The organism is Bradyrhizobium sp. SZCCHNR1053 (genome assembly GCF_032381235.1).
GTDB lineage: Bacteria > Pseudomonadota > Alphaproteobacteria > Rhizobiales > Xanthobacteraceae > Bradyrhizobium.
In genome coordinates this window covers 475,141-490,314 of sequence record NZ_JAUHJM010000003.1, presented here as the reverse complement: position 1 = coordinate 490,314, position 15,174 = coordinate 475,141, and the positions used below count along the sequence as shown (strand labels likewise).

Annotated in this window: 14 protein-coding genes; 8 read left to right on the top strand and 6 right to left on the bottom strand. The window is 66.1% G+C overall.

The genetic code is table 11. From position 1 onward, the window contains the following. Positions 1-980: 980 nt before the first annotated feature. The 3 genes from QX051_RS11435 to QX051_RS11425 form a co-directional block, all read right to left on the bottom strand. A complete protein-coding gene (locus QX051_RS11435; protein ID WP_315776161.1) occupies positions 981-1,793 on the bottom strand; it encodes an SDR family oxidoreductase in 813 nt (270 codons plus the stop codon). Between the two features lie 327 nt (positions 1,794-2,120). Then, entirely contained in the window at positions 2,121-2,558 is a 438-nt protein-coding gene (locus tag QX051_RS11430; protein WP_315738323.1) for an HIT family protein, read from the bottom strand. 1,069 nt (positions 2,559-3,627) lie between these two features. Continuing rightward, positions 3,628-3,807 (bottom strand): hypothetical protein, encoded by a 180-nt coding sequence (locus QX051_RS11425; RefSeq protein ID WP_315738324.1) that lies wholly within the window; start codon positions 3,805-3,807, stop codon positions 3,628-3,630. On the opposite strand from QX051_RS11425, the gene QX051_RS29475 reads away from it, so the two are divergent. Then, positions 3,724-4,038, top strand: a complete 315-nt coding sequence (locus QX051_RS29475) for a helix-turn-helix domain-containing protein (protein WP_409997676.1) — start codon at positions 3,724-3,726, stop codon at positions 4,036-4,038. The two genes, QX051_RS11425 and QX051_RS29475, sit on opposite strands and share 84 nt — an antisense overlap. Before the next feature lie 137 nt (positions 4,039-4,175). Here QX051_RS29475 and QX051_RS11420 read toward each other — a convergent pair whose 3' ends face one another. Further along, positions 4,176-4,601 (bottom strand): nuclear transport factor 2 family protein, encoded by a 426-nt coding sequence (locus QX051_RS11420; RefSeq protein WP_315776160.1) that lies wholly within the window; start codon positions 4,599-4,601, stop codon positions 4,176-4,178. A gap of 34 nt (positions 4,602-4,635) precedes the next feature. Then, positions 4,636-5,061, bottom strand: coding sequence for a nuclear transport factor 2 family protein (locus tag QX051_RS11415; RefSeq protein WP_315776159.1), 426 nt, complete (start codon positions 5,059-5,061; stop codon positions 4,636-4,638). Between the two features lie 95 nt (positions 5,062-5,156). Between QX051_RS11415 and QX051_RS11410 the strand changes: the two genes are divergently transcribed. Together QX051_RS11410 and QX051_RS11405 are read left to right on the top strand one after the other, a co-directional pair. Beyond that, positions 5,157-6,089, top strand: a complete 933-nt coding sequence (locus QX051_RS11410) for a LysR family transcriptional regulator (protein WP_315776158.1) — start codon at positions 5,157-5,159, stop codon at positions 6,087-6,089. A gap of 434 nt (positions 6,090-6,523) precedes the next feature. Continuing rightward, positions 6,524-6,793: a DUF2798 domain-containing protein gene (locus QX051_RS11405; protein WP_315776157.1), complete on the top strand. Its 270-nt coding sequence runs from the start codon at positions 6,524-6,526 to the stop codon at positions 6,791-6,793. 406 nt (positions 6,794-7,199) lie between these two features. On the opposite strand, the gene mutY is transcribed toward QX051_RS11405, so the two are convergent. Further along, on the bottom strand, positions 7,200-8,303 hold the full coding sequence (gene mutY / locus QX051_RS11400; RefSeq protein ID WP_315776156.1) for an A/G-specific adenine glycosylase: 1,104 nt from the start codon (positions 8,301-8,303) through the stop codon (positions 7,200-7,202). A 125-nt stretch (positions 8,304-8,428) separates the two neighbouring features. Here mutY and QX051_RS11395 point away from each other — a divergent pair, with 125 nt between their 5' ends. The 5 genes from QX051_RS11395 (at position 8,429) to QX051_RS11375 (ending at position 15,015) form a co-directional block, all read left to right on the top strand. After that, entirely contained in the window at positions 8,429-8,908 is a 480-nt protein-coding gene (locus QX051_RS11395; RefSeq protein WP_315776155.1) for a DUF721 domain-containing protein, read from the top strand. Positions 8,909-9,026: 118 nt separating this feature from the next. Beyond that, positions 9,027-9,683: a DsbA family protein gene (locus tag QX051_RS11390; protein WP_315738330.1), complete on the top strand. Its 657-nt coding sequence runs from the start codon at positions 9,027-9,029 to the stop codon at positions 9,681-9,683. 243 nt (positions 9,684-9,926) lie between these two features. Next, on the top strand, positions 9,927-13,391 hold the full coding sequence (locus tag QX051_RS11385) for a chromosome segregation SMC family protein (RefSeq protein WP_315776154.1): 3,465 nt from the start codon (positions 9,927-9,929) through the stop codon (positions 13,389-13,391). A 63-nt stretch (positions 13,392-13,454) separates the two neighbouring features. Continuing rightward, positions 13,455-14,441 carry a small ribosomal subunit Rsm22 family protein gene (locus tag QX051_RS11380; RefSeq protein ID WP_315776153.1) on the top strand — a complete coding sequence of 329 codons (987 nt, stop codon included), beginning with the start codon at positions 13,455-13,457 and terminating at the stop codon, positions 14,439-14,441. A 145-nt stretch (positions 14,442-14,586) separates the two neighbouring features. Beyond that, positions 14,587-15,015, top strand: coding sequence for a hypothetical protein (locus QX051_RS11375; RefSeq protein WP_315776152.1), 429 nt, complete (start codon positions 14,587-14,589; stop codon positions 15,013-15,015). The last annotated feature ends 159 nt before the right edge of the window (positions 15,016-15,174 follow it).

Sequence of the window (15,174 nt, the reverse complement as noted above, 5' to 3'; positions counted from 1 at the left end):
CTCTCGCGGCGCGCAGCGCCCGAGGTGTTGCCGAGAAGGACCCCCGCAAAGAAAAGAGGAGGGCGCAGGGAATGCCGGGTGCTGGCCGCAACCCATGGCCCGCCTGCAGAAAAGAAAGCAGGCGGCAGTCACCACAGGTCCAGCCGGTCATCCGGCATTCCCTGCGCGATGGGCTTTACGTCTTATACGTGATCTCCCTGGTGCGCCGGGCTTTCTGGCCACCATCCCCGCGCGAAGCGAAGCCTCAACGCGAGTTGACATCAGCATCGGGATGCCAGGACCACACGATTTCAACGTCCGCGAAAGGCCCCGCACCCGCGCCACGCCGGCAAGCCGCCGCAGCACTGGACGAAGCCGGTCGACGTCGCTCGTCGTGACGACGCCGTCGCAGCCACCGCATCCCGCCCCGCGTGTCGTGACGACGCGTACGCCCCTCCTGCCGGGACGGAACGGGGCGGATATAGCCATTGATTTGGGGTCGGAGTCAAGACAAATTCCGAAAAACGGAAGACGCATCCTGGAACGGAACGGAGCGACGGATCGGAATGACGTGCAATGTCGGCGCATGCTGCGCCGTCGATGCGATCAGCGCCGACCGGTATGCAGCCGTCTCGTCGGGGCAGCGCGCCACGACAAGTTTCATGCAGCGTCACCTTAATACTCAACGAAATACTGGAATCCGCCGCCCGGCGTGCTACTGCCACCGACAAAGCGTGGGGCGTGACTTCGCTTTAGTTTCGCGGCATGCTGTCGATTAGCTCGCGGGATGGGTGGAGCAACGCGAAACCCATCAATTGGTCTACGAGACAACAATGGTATCGCTTCGCTCCAACCAGTCCACGCGCTGGCGGGTTTGTCCTATCTGGTGACGCAGCGGAAGTCTTTAAGCCTGACCTCATACGCTCGCGGAAGGCGTCACCATATTCATGTTCATCCTCCGACGGATTGCCTCGCGGCCGATCGCCGGTATGACGATGAACTCACACCGGGTGCTTCCGCTCGAGTTTCCCAACAATGCGCTCGCCAAGTCTACGCACAATCGATGGTACCAGCCGCAAGCCGAGGACGGCCAGCCGGGCGCGGCCACCCGGAACGATGAAATACCGGTCGCGCCGGATTCCGCGCAATGTGTCCGCAACCACGATTTCCAAGGGAGTTCTCGGGATGGTCAGCGTATGTCGCCGGTTCTCCGGTGTCCGATAGGAATCAAGCGCCGCCACCATAGGCGTCTCGAACTCCGCTGGGCAGACGAGGTGAACCTTGATACCTTGGCGCAGCAGTTCGTAGTGCAGGCATTCGGTGAAGCCGACCAAGGCGTGTTTCGCAGATCCATAGGCGGTGAAACCGAAGATTCCGGTCAGACCAGCGATCGATGCTATGTTGATCAACCGCCCGCCAGCGGCGCGTAGATGGGGTAAAGCAGCCCTGGTGACATTTACCGGACCGAAGAAATTGGTTTGCATCACGGCCTGGAAGTCATTGTCGGTGAGGGTCTCGAACCGCCCCTCGCGCATCACACCTGCATTGTTGAACAGCATATCGATCCCTCCACGGCGCCGAGCAACCTCCTCGATAGCCTGAGACGTTGCAATCGGATCGCCAACATCGACGGACTGAACCTTGATATCGGCGCCGGCGTGTCGCCGACGAAGTTCATGAACCGCGAGATCCAGATTATCGGTTCGCCGCGAGAGGAGCGTCAGCCGAGCACCTTGGGGGGTAAGCGCGTTCGCTATCGCAAAGCCTAGGCCCGTCGCCCCCCCGGTGATGACAATGCTACGTGAATGGAACATATGAGAGTCCTAAGCCAGAATCCACTTCGGGAAGCCGGGAGAAAGGACGAGCCCCAGCTTCGCCCAATCGCGCGGTCGAGTGCTGCCCACTGACCGCCGTTGCCTCAGAGACACCTATTTTCATTTTGTCGACCTTGCTGAGCTTCCTAGGTGCAGTTGCTGAGCAGGACTTCGTACAAACTCCGCCAGCGGTTGAAGCCTCCGGTGATACCCCCGCAGGGCGACGGCGCGTTCGCCGCAAGGCATGGCTACATCGTTTTCGTACAGTCACATCGGAGCTTTTCCGATTGCTATTTGAGCGGCAGCAGACCGCATGCCGGGCTGCGGTCAATCAAGCGCAGTGGCGATGCGGTCGGCGAGGGCGAGCAGGGTTTCTGGTTTACCCATCGGCGCCTGCCCGTGGCCCTTCATCGGAACGTCCGCCCAGCGAGGTATGATATGGAAATGCAGGTGGAAGACGGTCTGACCGCTGGCCGCGCCGTTCAACTGAACGATCAGGAAACCCTCGGGTGCCAGCGCCTTGACCACTGCCCGGGCGGTGCGTCGGGTGGCTGCGACCAGCCGAACGAGCACGTCCGGCTCCACGTCCAGCAGGGTGCGGGAGGTCGAGGTCTTCGAGATCACCAGTACGTGCCCTTCGGACTGGGGAAAGGCGTCCATGAACGCGAGGACGTGATCGTCCTCCCAGACCTTGGCAGCGGGGACTTCGCCGCGAAGGATTCGGCCAAAGATGTTGTCGGGGTCGTAGGGGGCGGCGAGGGTCATCTGGTGCTCCGGAGTATGGGCGAGGCTAGAAACCGCGGTGCGGTGGGGCGTTTTGGGTGACGGCGCAGTGCTTCCCTAGTTTTGGCGGCCCGGGCTCCATCGGCCGAGGACGTGCGGTCCCCGGCACGGCGGCTCAATCGCTGAGGGGTCTCGTGTGCCGGGCGCGGCGCCCGTGACATGGACTGTCGTCTCTTAGTCCGGCTGAGGCTGACCGGGCGCCTGTTGCAAGTGGGCTATATCGCGTAGCCCGCTTGAACTCCTCGTGTGACAGGCCTTCAGATTCGGCTGTTCGGGTGATCGTTGAAAGCTACCAGCCATCGCGAGGAAGGTGATCGCGTGCTGACGGCGATCACGCTGACGCCCGGTGGCCAGCTCAGCCGCGCGAATTCTGCAAGAACCAAGCAAACAGGTGAATACATTGGCGCTGCGATGGCAGGGGTCGGCGTAAACAGACGCCCGCACTTCGGGCGACGCAACCATGCGGCGGCATTTCCAGATGCCGCCCACCGGAAGAAGCCGCCACAACTCAATATTCGCAATCAAGAAAGCGTTCGACATTATTTCCCCAAACAAATCTTTCCGCTATGGACGCCGGGTACAAGAGCTTGCGCGCCAAGGTCGCTGGATGCCGTCGGCGTGACCTTCTCGAAGCATAGACGTGTGGAGGAATGGCCGCTTGCCAGAATCGGCTACCAATTTCGACGAGAGAGCTTTGTTGTGCCTCTGGCCTCAACGAATGATGTTCATCGGGCGTCTGGGTACGCTGCCGCTGCACCGGCATCCAATATCGGTCTGCCTGGTGGCGCTTCAGGCCCCTCTGCGGATCGGCACCACAATGGCCGGGGAGAGCCTGGCCTGCCTTACCGCCATCGTCCCCGCAGGCTTGGCGCATACCCTTGATCTAAGCGGGGCGCCGGTCGCCGTGATATACAACGACCCTGACGATCCTTACTATCGGCGCCTCTCGCCCCGTCAGAGATGTGGCCTAAGCTCACTGGACCCTGACATCGAAAGTTCGCTTATCGTCGCTGTGCGGAATCTCTACGCGCTGCATCAGACAGGTGATAGGCTACGCTTCGACGATTTCGATTTCGCTGCTGAACAGGCATTGGGAATCGAACCGCGCCCACCACGGTTCGATGCGCGGGTTGAACGTGTCGTAGCTATCATAAGGGCTGACATCGCCCGCAATCACTCGATCCAGGAACTGGCCCGGCGAGTCGACCTTTCCCCTGGTCGCCTGCAGCATCTGTTCGTCCAAGAGATTGGGGTGCCACTTAGGACGTTTAGGATTTGGATTCGTTTCCGGCACGCTGTGGAGCGCGTGGGAAATGGCGATTCTATCACGTCGGCGGCGCTCGATGCAGGCTTTTCGAGCTCCAGCCATTTCAGCCACGCCTTCAAGGCAACCTTTGGCGCTACTGCCGCCAGCGTGCTCAAGGACGCTCCGTCTAGGGTCCGGATTCAGTTGATCGAATAACTACGATGGCCGCGATGGGCGCCGGAAACTGACGGCTCTTCCCTCTTGCTGCCACAGGTCATCCTCGAAATGCCTGTCGCAGAAATTATCTGTGTCTCACTTGAGGGGTGCAGTCCAGAGATGTCACCGTAATTGTCTCATGACGTCGTCGGCGGCGGACCGAGTGCGGTCTCGATCAGCAGCGTGTCGCAATATTCGATCCATTCCAGGACACGGCCGTTCTCCAGGCGAAGGACGTTGCAATAGCTGTTGTTGTAGATCTTGCCGTCGCTCGTCGTATTGCGGCCACGCGCCTCGACCACGACGCGGTCATCCTCGGCCGTCAGCCGGATCGGGATGGTGGTGATGCGGCCGAGCCGCGCCCGCAGCGGCGCGAACAACTCGGCGAGAACGGTCGCCTTGCCGTCATAGCTGCGCGACCAGGATCCGCTGCCCATGATGACGAAGCGGAAATCATCCGCGAGACGATCGAGTAGCGGCCGCGGATTGCTCTTCGCCAGCTCGTCGAACACATGCTGCACGATCCGCTTGTTGTCATGACCCGTGGCTTCTGCGGCGCTCATCGGCAAACCCTCCTTGAATTCAGGCATCGTCGCATCAACCCGTCTGCCTGAGCGCAGCCGGAAACGGTCCCAGCACCGCTTCCGTCAGCGCCGAGTCGCAGTATTCACGGATCTCGACGATGCGCCCCTCGTGCAGCCGATAGATCAGGCAGTAGTCGTTGTTGTAGGGCCGTCCGGCCCTGGTGCGCATCTCGCCCTTGGCCTCGACCACGACGAGGTCGTCATCCGCGATGAAGCGCAGCGGAATGGCGCGGCGTCCCTCCGCCAGCAGACTGGTGAGGAGGCCATGGAGATTGCGCAACAGCGCCTCCTTGCCGCGGATCGTCTGCGACCACGAATATTGTCCCGTGATCACCATCGTGACGTCGTCGGCGATGGCCGCGACATAGGCCGCGCGGTCGCCGGCGACGGCCTTGGCGAGCAAGTCCTGCATCAATTGCTTGTTGGCGCTTGCGGTCATGTCATCTGTCTCCGATCTCCTCTGCAACGGAGCGAAGCATGACGGGCGGCGGCGCATTCTTCCAATCGATATCGGATATGATATCAATTTGCCCCATGAATTTGGCCGCGCTCGACCTCAATCTGCTGGTGGCGCTCGACGCGCTGCTCCGCGAGAGCAGCGTCAGCCGGGCTGCGCTGCGGATCGGACTGTCCCAGCCGGCCACCAGCCACGCCCTGCAGCGGCTGCGCGACCTGCTCGGCGATCCCCTGCTGGTACGCACCGGCGCGCGGATGGAGCTGACCCCGCGCGCCCTTGCGCTGCAGGCTCCGCTCGCCCAGGCGCTGGATCAGGTGCGCGGCCTGTTCACGCCCGACGCGTTCGACGCTGCACGGAGCGAACGCCAATTTCGCCTGATGATGCCTGATCTCGCGGTCGAGCTGCTGATGCCGTCGTTGATGGCCAAGGTGACGCGCGCCGCGCCCAACCTCCGCATCGACGTCGTGCCTTGGCGAGGCCCTGCGATCTTCCACGCCGAGTTCGCCCGCACCATCGACATGGTGATCTCGATCGGCAACGCCTTCAAGGGCTTCCATCGCCAGTTGCTCTACACCGACAGCGATGCGCTGGCGGTGCGGCGCGGTCACCCGGCCGGCAGGCGACTGAGCCGGCGAGACGGCTTCCTGGCCGCCCGGCATGTCGCGGTGGTGCTGCGCGGCCAAAGCGAGGACCTGGTCGACGGCTGGCTGCGCAGCAAGGGCTGGGAGCGGCGGATCGCACTGGTCGTGCCGAGCTACATCGAGGCGCTGCATGTCGCCGCGCGCACCGATCTCGTCGCCTTCGTGCCGCGCCGCCTGATCGCGGCGCTGGCGCAGGCCTTGTCGCTGTCAACCGTCGCGCCGCCGCTCGATCCCGGCGTCGACGAACAATACATGTTCTATCCGACCAGGGCGCAGGTCGAGCCGGGATCGATCTGGCTGCGCACGCTGATGCTGGAAACCGGCCGCGAGCTCGGCGGCGCGCCAGGACGTCCGACGAAACCGACGTGAGCGGACGCCGGCGGGCGCCCGCGCGTTCTCCTCCGTCAGGCCGCCAACAGCAAAATGCGTTAATACAGTCGAGGTCGCGCAGGGTAGGCAAAGCAGCCGCCCGGCAGGGCGGCAGCGTGCCCACCGCGGTGCTGCGTACTCCGAGTCAGATGGTGGGCACGGCGCGCGATCGAGCGCAGTCTGCGGTGAATACGGTGATGCGCGCCTTTGCCCACCCTACCCTCCAAACCGGCTAGCGCAGCAGCGGCATGAATTCCGCCTCGTTCAGATTTTTGGCTGGCGTCCGCCTTGTTGTCAGGCTATCAGACGCCCGCTGCGCGGATGCGCACCGTAAGCGTCTCACGTCAGGCAACGCATTCAACGGATCGGCTCGATCCGGAGGAATGCAGGATGCGTTGCCCGTGATCGACCGATCGAATTCCGGAACTGCTATCATGAATCCACCTGGTGAACGGCGCGCGCGCAGAAAACTGCCCGCGCGCTATGCAGCCGTCGTCATGCCGCTGACACTCTCGGTGCTGATGACGTTCGTCGTGTCGGCGATCGCCACGCTGAAGAGTCTTGGACCGACACAGGCGTTCATCGAGACCTGGCCCGCAGCGTGGGCCATCTCCTGGCTCGTCGCGCTCCCCACGCTGCTCGCTGTCCTGCCGCTGGTGCGGCGGATCGTGGCGCTGGTGGTGGAGACGCCCAAGCCGAATTAAGCGAAAGCAGCGGGGCCGCTCAACTGCGGCCCCGCTTCAACGGGTATCATGCAAGCCGCTGTTTGAGCCGTGAATCCGCCTCATCTACCGCTGTCGTCCCGGACAAGCCGCGACGCGCACCAGCGCGGCGCGGCGCCGATCCGGGACCCATACTCCGCGGCCGTCGTGATGGGCAGAATGCCAATGACCGGTGTGCCTCAAACCACTCCCTGTGGGTATGGGTCCCGGCTTTCGCCGGGACGACAATGGAGCATATTGATATGCGCGGCCGTAGGGTGGGCAAAGCGGTCGCCGAAGGCGGCAGCGTGCCCACCGTCTCGCTGCGCACTCGCAGCCTCGATGGTGGGCACGGCGCGCCTTCGGCGACCGCTTTGCCCACCCTACAAACTACACGCTCAGCGCGCCCTCACTGCCCCAGCCCGTGCGCGACGACCTTGCGCATGACGTTGGGCAGCGCCTCGCCGTCGAGGGTCGCGATCGGGACCCAACGCATGCCGTCCGGCGCGCGCGTCCGGGCGGGCACACGCGCCGTGTAGACCACGAGTTCCAGCGGGAAATGGGTGAAGACGTGGGTGACGACGCCGAGCTTGCGGTGCCAGCGCTTTACGCCGGCCAGCTCGGGCGCCTGGGCGAGCGCGTCGGCATCGTCCTGGCCGGCGAGCCATTCCGAGCCGGGAACCTCGGTCATGCCGCCGAGCAGGCCCTTTGCGGGGCGGGAGCGCACCAGCAGCTCGTCGCCTCTGGTGACGACGAAGGCGGCGCCGCGCCGGAGCGTGCCGGTCTTCTTGGCGGCCTTGCGCGGGAACGTGTCCTGGTCGCCGCGCTCGCGTGCGGCGCAGTCCTCGCTCAAGGGACACAGCGAACAGGCCGGCTTCTTCGGCGTGCAGATGGTGGCGCCGAGATCCATCAGTGCCTGCGCGCTGTCGCCGGCGCGGGACGGCCCGAGCAGGGTCGCCGCGAGCGCCTGGATCTGCGGCTTGGCCTGCGGCAAGGCCTCCTCCACCGCGAACAGCCGCGATACCACGCGCTCGATGTTGCCGTCGACCGGCATGGTCAGCCGATCGAACGCGATCGCGGCGATGGCGGCCGCGGTGTACGGACCGACGCCGGGCAGCGCGCGCAGCCCCTCCTCGGTGTCCGGGAACACGCCGGCATGCTCGCGCAGCACGGCGACGGCGCAGGCATGCAGGTTGCGCGCCCGCGAATAATAGCCGAGGCCCGCCCACATCCTGAGCACGTCGTCGAGATCAGCGCTGCCGAGCGCGGTGACATCAGGCCAACGCGACAGGAACTTCTCGAAATATGGCCCGACGGCTTTCACCGTGGTCTGCTGCAGCATGATCTCGGACAGCCAGACGCGATAGGGATCGGAGCGCTGCCCGGCCAGCGCGCGCCACGGCAGCCGCCGCTGGTGGCGGTCGTACCAGGCGAGCAGTTGCACGGGACGCTCGGCGGAGGCGCGATTCTCTGATCGGCTCTTGCGCTTGGAAGGAAGGGCTGATGACACCATTGGCTTAATCTAGTACGTCAGGAGCCATCGTCGCCCGCTGGACCGCAGTCTCGTCTGCGGCATCCACGGCTTTCTTCGAGCCCCGGCGGCTCGGACGGGCGGCAGACCACGAGAAGCCTGCATCGATGGCAAAGCCCGGCCGCCTCACCGCAAAACCGCTGTCGCTGATGATGGGCGACGTGCTGTCGGCCGCCTATGCCAAGCAGGGCTTTGCGGCGCGCGAGCTGGTGACGCGCTGGCCGGAGATCGCCGGCCGCGACATCGCCGACCATGCCCAGCCGCTGAAGATGCAATGGCCGCGGCCGGTCGAGGGCCAGCCGCAGGAGCCGGCGACCTTGATCCTGCGCGTCGAGGGGCCGATGGCGCTGGAGATCCAGCATTCGTCGGACGTGATCCTGGAGCGGGTCAATCGCTTCTTCGGTTGGCACGCTGTGGGCAAGCTGGCGCTGCGCCAGGGGCCGCTGTTGCGCCCCCCGGTGAAGCGCCGCCCGGTGCCGCCCGATCCGAACACGGTGGCGAAAGTCGCGCAGACCCTGACCGCCATCGAGGACGACGCCCTGCGCGACGCCCTCGCCCGGCTGGGCGCCGCCATCAAGCGAAATTGACGCTTCCCGTTTGATCCCGGTTTGCGACCCGGCATTGCCTCAAGCTGGGTTTCAAGCTAGCGAAAAGCCGAGTTACGAGTGTTTCAGGCGCGAGATGCGCCCATTCCGGAGCAGAGCCTTGATCATCACCCGCCGCGCCTTCACCGCAGCCTTGTCGCTGACCGGCCTCGCCGCTCTGGCGGGCCTGTCCCCGCTGCGGCTGATTTCGGACGCCATGGCCCAGAGCGCCACCGATGTCGCCAAGCCGGTGTCGCTGCCGGACATGGCGATCGGGCCGGCCGACGCCGCCGTCACCATCACCGAATATGCCTCGATGACCTGCCCGCATTGCGCCGCGTTCAATGCGACCGTGTTCCCGAAGCTGAAGGCCGAATACATCGATACCGGCAAGGTGCGCTACATCTTCCGCGAGTTCCCGCTCGACATCAAGGCCGCGGCCGGCTCGATGCTGACGCGCTGCATCGCCAATGGCGACGCGCAGAAGTATTTTGCCGTCACCGACATGCTGTTCCGCTCGCAGAACGACTGGGTGGTGAAGAACACGACCGAGACGCTGACCCGGATCGGCAAGCAGGCCGGCCTCAGCCAGCAGCAGGTCGAGGCCTGCCTGAAGGACCAGGCGCTGCTCGACAAGATCGCCGCCGACCAGAAATACGCGAGCGACATTCTGAAAGTCGATTCGACGCCGACCTTCTTCATCAACGGCGAGAAGATCAAGGGCGAGACTTCGATCGAGGAGTTTCAGAAGAAGATCAACCCGCTTCTGAAGAGCTGATTCGAATCACTGAGTCCTCAAAGACACAGCGCGGCCCCTCAATGGGGCCGCTTCTGTTTCGTGGGCCGTTCGCCACGAGAAAGCCTTGGAAAAGCAGGGCCGGCGGGTTGCCCTGGGGACCGGCCCTCGCCATTGTCCCGCCCTCAGAATGGGGCGCCAGGGCGACTCAGTCCACATTGACATTGCCTTCCATGGTATTGTCGGGGCTAGGAGATTCGTCTCCCGCCAACAGAGAATCTGTACATGAAACTCACCCGTCTTCGTCTTCACGGTTTCAAGACGTTCGTCGAACCGACTGACTTCGTGATCGAACCCGGCCTCACCGGCGTCGTCGGTCCGAACGGCTGCGGCAAGTCGAATCTGGTCGAAGCGCTGCGCTGGGCGATGGGTGAGACCTCGCACAAATCGCTGCGCGCCGCCGACATGGACGCGGTGATCTTCTCCGGCTCGAACACGCGTCCGTCGCGCAACCACGCCGAAGTGGTGATGACGATCGACAACAGCGATCGCACCGCGCCAGCCGCCGTGAACGATCGCGACATTCTCGAAATCTCGCGTCGCATCGAGCGCGAGGCCGGCTCGGTCTATCGCATCAACGGCCGCGACGTGCGCGCCCGCGACGTGCAGATCCTGTTCGCCGACGCCGCCACCGGCGCGCGTTCGCCGGCGCTGGTCCACCAGGGCAAGATCGGCGAAATCATTCAAGCGAAACCTGAGCAGCGCCGCCGCGTGCTCGAAGACGCCGCCGGCGTCGCCGGCCTGCATGCGCGCCGCCACGAGGCCGAGCTGCGCCTGAAGGCGGCCGAGACCAATCTGCTGCGCGTCGAAGACGTCATCGGCCAGCTCTCCGGCCAGATGGAAGGCCTGCGCAAGCAGGCGCGGCAGGCGATCCGCTACCGCGAGGTCGCGGCCAAGGTGCGCAAGGCGGAAGCCACCCTCTATCATATGCGCTGGATGGGCGCGCATGCCGATCTCAACGACGCCGCCCATGTGCACGATGTCGCCGTGCGCGAGATGGCGGAGCGGACCCGCGAGCAGGCCGAGTCGGCCCGCATCCAGGCAATCCGTTCGTCGCATCTGCCGGCGCTGCGCGAGGCCGAGGCCCGCGCCGCCGCGACGATGCAGCGGCTGAAGAACGCCCGCGACCTGCTCGACCGCGAGGAGCTGCGCGCCAAGGAGCGCGCCGGCGAGCTCGATCGCCGCCTGATGCAGCTCACCGCCGACGTCGCCCGCGAGCAGCAGCAGAACCAGGACGCGCAGGTCGCGCTGCAGCGGCTGGAAACCGAAGACGCGGAGCTGAAGGAAGAGATCAAGGCGCGCGTCGAGATGCGCAGCGGCGTCGACGAGCGCGTCGCCGAGGCCGAGGCGCTGCTGGCCGAAACCGAGCGCCAGTTCACCGAGCTGACGACGCAGCTTGCGGACCTCACCGCCCGCCGCAACCAGCTCGAAGCCAACGTTCGCAGCCACCGCGATCGTCTCGCCCGCCTCGACCAGGACATCGCCAATGTCCGCGCCGATGAGGAGCGGCTGGCGCAGGAGACCGCCCATCTCGGCGATCTCGACACGCTCGCCGCCTCGCTCGAAGCGGCCGAGGAGGCTGAGGCGCAGGCCGAGGCCGCGGTGCAGACCAACGAGTCGGCGCAGGCCAATGCACGGCAGAAGCTCGAAGCCTCGCGCGCCCCGCTCGCCGAGGCCGAGAAGCGCGCTCAGCGGCTCGAGACCGAGGCCCGCACCATCTCCAAGATGGTCAACAGCGAGACCAAGAATCTGTGGCCGCCGATCATCGACGGCGTCACGGTCGCCAAGGGCTATGAGAAGGCGCTCGGCGCCGTGCTCGGCGACGACCTTGATGCGCCGGTCGACGCGTCCGCGCCGATGCATTGGACCGTGGCCGGCGCCGAGGTCATCGACCCCGCGCTGCCGGATGGCGTCGAGCCGCTCGCGGCCTATGTCCAGGCACCGCCGGAGCTGTCGCGCCGTCTGGCGCAGATCGGCGTGGTGTCGCGTGATCGCGGCGCCCAGCTGGTGTCGCAGCTCAAGACCGGCCAGCGGCTGGTGTCCTCCGAAGGCGACGTCTGGCGCTGGGATGGCTTCATCGCCGCGGCGCATGCGCCGACCGGCGCGGCGCGTCGCCTGGCCGAGCGCGCCCGCCTGATCGACATCGAGGCCGAGCTGGAGCAGGCACGCATCGATGCGACGAACAAGCGCCAGGCGCTCGAGAGCGCCGAGGCCGAGGTGCGGGCCGCGACCGCCGCCGAGAGCGCCGCGCGCGAAGCCTGGCGCGCCGCCCAGCGCGAGGTGAACTCCGCGCGTGAGCGCCACGCCAATGCCGAGCGCGAGATCAACCGCCATTCGGCGCGCAAATCGGCGCTGGTCGAAGCCTCGACCCGCCTCGCCCACGACCGCGCCGAGATCGCCGAGCTGCACCAGAATGCGCTGGAGGCGATCGAGGAGCTGCCGGCGACCAACGAAGCCGACGGCCGTCTTGCCGCCGTGCGGGCCGAGATCGAGACCAAGCGCCGCGCCGCGGCGCAGGTCCGGGCCGAAGCGCAGGCGCTGGCCCGCGAGGCCGAGCTCGCCGACCGCCGCGTGCAGGCAATCATCAGCGAGCGCAACGACTGGTTCAACCGCATCCGCGGCGCCGGCTCGCAGATCGCCACCATCGAGGCCCGCATCGCCGAGGTGAAGGACGAACGCGCCGAGCTCGAAAACGCGCCGGAGATCTTTGCCGAGAAGCGCAGCGCGCTGATCGACGAGCTCGCCATCGCCGAAGGCGAGCGCCAGGTCGCCGCCGACGCGCTGGCCGAGGCCGAGACCGCGATGGGCGACACCGACCGTGCCGCCAAGGCGTCGCTGGAAGCGCTGTCGAAGTCGCGCGAGGCCGCGGCCCGCGCCGAGGAGCGACTCGAAAGCGCCAAGCGCCGCGTCGGCGACGTCGAGCGCGAGATCCACGACATGCTCGAATGCGAGCCGCAGGCGGTCGCCGCCATGGCCGAGATCGGCCCGGACACGCAACTGCCGCCGTTGCACGAGATCGAAGAGAGCCTGGAGAAGCTGCGGCGCGACCGCGAGCGGCTTGGCGCCGTCAATCTGCGCGCCGAAGAGGAGCTCACCGAGGTCGAGGGCTCGCACACCGCGCTGACCACCGAGCGCGACGACCTCGTCGAGGCCATCAAGCGGCTGCGCCAGGGCATCCAGAGCCTCAACAAGGAGGCGCGCGAGCGGCTGCAGGCCTCGTTCGAGACCGTCAACGACCACTTCAAGCGTCTGTTCACCGAGCTGTTCGGCGGCGGCGAGGCCGCGCTGCATCTGATCGAGAGCGACGATCCGCTCGAGGCCGGCCTCGAGATCATCGCCAAGCCGCCGGGCAAGAAGCCGCAGACGCTGTCGCTGCTGTCGGGCGGCGAGCAGGCGCTGACGGCGATGGCGCTGATCTTCGCGGTGTTCCTCACCAACCCCTCGCCGATCTGCGTGCTGGACGAGGTCGACGCGCCGCTCGACGACCACAACGTCGAACGCTTCTGCAACCTGCTGCACGAGATGAAGGGCTCGACCGAGACCCGCTTCATCATCATCACCCACAACCCGATCACCATGGCGCGCATGAACCGGCTGTTTGGCGTCACCATGGCCGAGCGCGGCGTGTCGCAGCTGGTGTCGGTCGCACTCGACGAGGCCGTGAAGATCCTCGACCAGCAGGTGGCGTGATCTTGCTCCGTCATTCCGGATCGCCGCAAGCGCGGCGCCCGGACTGACGCGCGGAGAGGACCGATGATCTCTCCTGATCTGCCCGCAGCGCTGAAGGCATCCCTCGAAGCCAGGCTGCACGGGCAGTCGCGGCAGGAGGCCGCCGCCCGCGCGGCCCGCATCTCGGATTCCTATCGCAGCGGCGGCAATTCGGGGACGATCACGAGCGAAGCCGACGCGATCGCCTATGCCGTCGTGCGGATGCCGGCGACGTATGCAGCGGTGGTGGCCAGCCTGAATGCCGTGATGCAGGCGAGCCCGGACTTCGCCCCGGCCTCGCTGCTCGATGTCGGCGCCGGTCCGGGCACCGCAAGCTTCGCTGCGGCGGACGCATTCCCGTCGCTGGCGTCTTTCGCCGCCATCGATTCCAATCCCGCCTTGCGCACGCTCGCGCTGGCGCTCGCTGGCGACGCGACACGCATCCGCGACCTCGACTACGCGCTGGGCTCGGCGCGAGCGCTGCTCGAGCGCAGCACGGGCGCCGATCTCGTCATCGCCAGCTACATGATTGGCGAACTGAGCGACGCCGAACGCCCGGGCATCATTGATGCGCTGTGGGCGAGGACCGGCGATACGCTCCTGATCGTCGAACCCGGCACGCCCGCCGGCTATCAGCGCATCATCGCGGCGCGCGACCGCCTGATCGCGTCCGGAGCCCACATCGCCGCCCCCTGCCCGCACGCCGCGGCGTGTCCACTGATCGCACCGGATTGGTGCCATTTCGCCCAGCGGCTGGCGCGCTCGCGGGCGCATCGCGAGCTCAAGGGCGCGGACGTTCCGTTCGAGGACGAGAAGTTCAGCTTCATTGCCCTCACCCGCAAGCCCGCGACGCATCGGCCCGCCGCACGCGTGCTGGCGCCGCCGGCGGTCACCAAGGTCGGGGCAACCGCGAAGCTGTGCCAGGCGGATGGTGCCGCCAGGGTCGTCAGCATCCCCCGCCGCGACAAGCCCGCCTTTGCCGCCGCGCGGCGCTGGGACTGGGGCGACGGCGTGGAGCCGCCAGGTTCGTAGATACCTCGGCCGACGGCCCATGGTTAACGGTGGGTCGTATTCGTCTCTCATTTTCGCGATTTCGCGAAACCGGCGAGAAATCCGCGCTTGCTACGGTGAGCTGCAACAGGCGCTGAAGGCGCTGCTCACTAGGGAACGCGTTTCGATGTACAGGACGATGATGATCACCGCCGCGCTGCTGGCTTCGGCAGGAACGGCCCTGGCAAACGGCCACGGTGGTGGATCCTCGGCACCGCCCCCGCCGAAGCAGGAAGGCCCGCCGGCCAAGGCCATCGTCGGCAAGAACGGCCCCGTCCTGGTCGATCCCAAGGGGATGACGCTGTATTACACCGAGCGCGACAACACCGGGAACAAGTCGACCTGCGACGGTGCCTGTGCCGAGAAGCGGCCGCCGCTGATCGCACCCGACAACGCGACCGCCAGCGGCGACTTCACCGTCATCACCCGCAGCGACGGCAAGAAGATGTGGGCCTACCGCTACCGTCCGCTCTACACCTCGCAGCTCGACAGCGCCCCCGGCGATATCAAGGGCAACGATCCCACGCAGCAATGGCGGGTCGCCCGTCCCTATTGAGCCCTGCGCATCACTGCCTCCGGCGCCCATTCGGTCGCCTGGGCGCCCATCGAACGGACCAGTCAGCCTCAAGCGACTTGAACGGGCATCCCCCCTAGTGCGACCAATGCACGCCGGTCCACCTGCGGACCGGCGGCGCCGTCGCGTGGCGGCGCCTCG

Excerpts from the sequence above, each read along its gene's own strand:
- QX051_RS11435 (WP_315776161.1), bottom strand. The coding sequence starts at position 1,793 with ATGTTCCATTCACGTAGCATTGTCATCACCGGGGGGGCGACGGGCCTA.
- QX051_RS11430 (WP_315738323.1), bottom strand. The coding sequence starts at position 2,558 with ATGACCCTCGCCGCCCCCTACGACCCCGACAACATCTTTGGCCGAATC.
- QX051_RS11425 (WP_315738324.1), bottom strand. The coding sequence starts at position 3,807 with ATGCTGCAGGCGACCAGGGGAAAGGTCGACTCGCCGGGCCAGTTCCTG.
- QX051_RS11420 (WP_315776160.1), bottom strand. The coding sequence starts at position 4,601 with ATGAGCGCCGCAGAAGCCACGGGTCATGACAACAAGCGGATCGTGCAG.
- QX051_RS11415 (WP_315776159.1), bottom strand. The coding sequence starts at position 5,061 with ATGACCGCAAGCGCCAACAAGCAATTGATGCAGGACTTGCTCGCCAAG.
- QX051_RS11410 (WP_315776158.1), top strand. The coding sequence starts at position 5,157 with ATGAATTTGGCCGCGCTCGACCTCAATCTGCTGGTGGCGCTCGACGCG.
- QX051_RS11405 (WP_315776157.1), top strand. The coding sequence starts at position 6,524 with ATGAATCCACCTGGTGAACGGCGCGCGCGCAGAAAACTGCCCGCGCGC.
- mutY (WP_315776156.1), bottom strand. The coding sequence starts at position 8,303 with ATGGTGTCATCAGCCCTTCCTTCCAAGCGCAAGAGCCGATCAGAGAAT.
- QX051_RS11395 (WP_315776155.1), top strand. The coding sequence starts at position 8,429 with ATGGCAAAGCCCGGCCGCCTCACCGCAAAACCGCTGTCGCTGATGATG.
- QX051_RS11385 (WP_315776154.1), top strand. The coding sequence starts at position 9,927 with ATGAAACTCACCCGTCTTCGTCTTCACGGTTTCAAGACGTTCGTCGAA.
- QX051_RS11380 (WP_315776153.1), top strand. The coding sequence starts at position 13,455 with ATGATCTCTCCTGATCTGCCCGCAGCGCTGAAGGCATCCCTCGAAGCC.
- QX051_RS11375 (WP_315776152.1), top strand. The coding sequence starts at position 14,587 with ATGTACAGGACGATGATGATCACCGCCGCGCTGCTGGCTTCGGCAGGA.